This is a genomic window from Sphingobacterium sp. T2 (genome assembly GCF_000814685.1).
Taxonomy (GTDB): Bacteria; Bacteroidota; Bacteroidia; order Sphingobacteriales; family Sphingobacteriaceae; genus Sphingobacterium; species Sphingobacterium thermophilum.
In genome coordinates this window covers 1-2,747 of sequence record NZ_JXAC01000270.1, presented here as the reverse complement: position 1 = coordinate 2,747, position 2,747 = coordinate 1, and the positions used below count along the sequence as shown (strand labels likewise).

Genomic DNA, 2,747 nt, shown 5'->3' with positions numbered 1-2,747 from the left:
TTATAGAAATTAACCTCATACTGATCAACATACGCCCATTCAAGCCCGTAGCCGACCCATCCGCGGTTATACGGTCTTGATGAAGCCGCATTGCCATAAAATGAAAGAACATTGGACTCTCCCGCCCAATTCAGGTTAGAATAGTATTGAGGTCCTACAGCAAATCGGCTGTCATAATTGATTTGGCCTACACGTCCTGCAGACAACTTGATAGAAAATTCATCATCCCACGAAAGCTGTTTTCCAAGATTCCATTTAACACTGGCAGAAGGTGTAAATAGCCATCGAGCGTCAGGTTGTATCGACGAAGAGCCATCCCAACGCAATACAGCATCTACATTCCAAATGCCTGCATAATCATACCCCAATTTTCCATACACCGAAAACAGACGGTTAATCTCCGTATTAATCCATCGGTGAACCTTCAATCCTGCCTGCGGTTCCAAATACTGAGCACTACCTGAGTTGCCAGATACTACATTCAGTTTAATAAAATCATTAGGACCATCGAATGCTTTAGCATAGTGGAACCTATATAAATCATCCAAATATTGAATCCCCCCATGGAAAGAAAGAGCCTGCTTCGCATTAAACTGATGGCTATACTTCAAATTATTGACAAAAGCATAACGCTGCGAATAACCATAATAATTCGAAATATAATTGGTCGTTTCCATCAGCTCTGAAGGATAGAACACATCACGGATTCCTTCAGAATAGTCTATTAAGAAAGAAGAAGTATAAGTCAGATTTTTCAAAATGTCAAAAGACAAGGATATATTGCCCTGTATGCTGTTAGTGATGTTATCATTCACTGCACGGTCATACATTGCAAGATAATTACGGTATTGTTCCAAGTTAGGAGACAGCGGGGTAGATAAATCCGGAAGGTAACCGATCTCAGCATATCTATCTCTTAAGCTAGTATTTCTGTTACGGTCTGTACGGGTAGCATTCACAAAGGCAGAGACCGTGAACCATTGGAATGGTAACATGTTAATGTTCAGCAAAGCATTATAGCGATTAAACTGATTATTATCAGCCGTCGAACTTCCTCTTGTGTGGGACCCCACAAAACCGAAATTAGCACGCTCACTTCCTCCTCTTATACTAAAATCTACAGAGTATAATGAAGAATTTCGATAATATTCATCTATCCATTTCGCCGCACCGTAATAATTCATATTGGTGGAATCCGCCAGATAACCTGGGTACAATTGACGGGCAGCCACCGTATTATTATACAAAGCATAAAAAGGCTGTCTGAATAGATTCTCATAATGAGCGTTAACAGGTGTCACCGAAGGTTTTGTATTAATCCCGTAATAACTATTTACCGAGATCTCCCTGTCCCCTGACTTTCCTCCAAAAGTGGTTATCAAGATAGCTCCATTAGCTGCCAATGGTCCCAGTGCAGCAAGTCTAGCCGGATCTTTAACCACCTCAATGCTCTCAATAGCACTGATATCAACAAAATTTAAAAATGTCTGTCTCAGGACCTATACGGTTGTATTTGTAAAGCTGAGTCTCATAGGCAAAACTATGATTGGTAACCATAGGAACACCATTTACAAATACAGTAGGTCTTACTTGATTTATATCAGCATTGCTGAATAATGTTGAGCCGGCACCACGAACAATGATATTCTGATAGGAACCGGTTTCGCCAGAAGGCTGCTGTACATATACACCGCTGACCTGGCCTTTGAAAAATTCCGATAGATTGGTGAAAGGCTTGACATTCACCTTCTTGAGATCAATAGTATCTACTGAACTTATGGACTTCCTAAGATTTCTGAAATTGGCTAGCTCCTCGGCTGTAAGATCCTTCTCACGGCTTGTATCGGGCAGCAAAACCAATCGTTCCCCGGATTTCCATTCCCTAGAAACATTAGGATATGACAATGCAATGTCATTGTACAAAAGTATAGATACTAGTACGAGAAATTTCCTTATCATACTGTACTTTTTAGGATTAGAAATTGGTTAAATTAGCTGACGTATTATTTTCAATTATTTTCTGAAAATAAAGATTACTACAGCATAAAAGAAGGCCTCATTTCACGAAATTGTTTGCACAACTTTACGCAATCGATTTCGTAATCTCGATACCCTCAGTATCAGTATCACTTTGTAACATAAGGATTTGTACAGACCGAAAAAGAATCTGAAGTCTAAGCTAGTATATAGAAGCCGGATTTATTATAAATCCATAAAAATGAAAATAAAAAGAAAAAATTTAACTCCTGGTGGTTTATAAAATCGGAGAAAGAACTTACTTTATCAGTAAAAGAAAAGCACAATCCCAATATGTTAAGCAGGGAAATAATGGGATATATCTAGGAAGTGTTGTAAAACAAAAAAGCCTTATCGATATGGATAAGGCTTTTCTTTGTTTAATAAGGGTAGGCACCGACCTACTCTCCCACCTGTTACGGCAGTACCATCGGCTCTGGCGGGCTTAACTTCTCTGTTCGGAATGGGAAGAGGTGATCACCGCCGATATAGGCACCTTAATGTCTTTAATCTCTTTTTTGTATCACAACCTACTTAATTGTAAGCTTACTTACATTGACATTTATTGAAAGAAAGAAAAGTTTCCGATTAAGACAACAGCGTATCTTATGCCTTGAAAGTCTCGGGCGATTAGTACTACTCGGCTTTGGTATCTCTACCTTTACACCTGTAGCCTATCAACGTCGTAATCTCCAACGACCCTATAGGAACGTCTCATCTTGTGGCTAGTT

Annotated in this window: 1 protein-coding gene, 2 rRNA genes and 1 pseudogene; all 4 read right to left on the bottom strand. The window is 39.4% G+C overall.

Annotation, left to right across the window (positions count from 1 at the left end; all coding sequences use genetic code 11):
- A pseudogene (locus SD31_RS13945) lies at window positions 1-1,442 on the bottom strand (SusC/RagA family TonB-linked outer membrane protein); the annotation flags it as partial.
- Window positions 1,443-1,467: 25 nt separating this feature from the next.
- Entirely contained in the window at window positions 1,468-1,959 is a 492-nt protein-coding gene (locus tag SD31_RS15715; RefSeq protein ID WP_082021981.1) for a Plug domain-containing protein, read from the bottom strand.
- A 445-nt stretch (window positions 1,960-2,404) separates the two neighbouring features.
- Window positions 2,405-2,516 (bottom strand): 5S ribosomal RNA (gene rrf, locus SD31_RS13940).
- A 109-nt stretch (window positions 2,517-2,625) separates the two neighbouring features.
- A 23S ribosomal RNA gene (locus SD31_RS13935) occupies window positions 2,626-2,747 on the bottom strand; the annotation flags it as partial.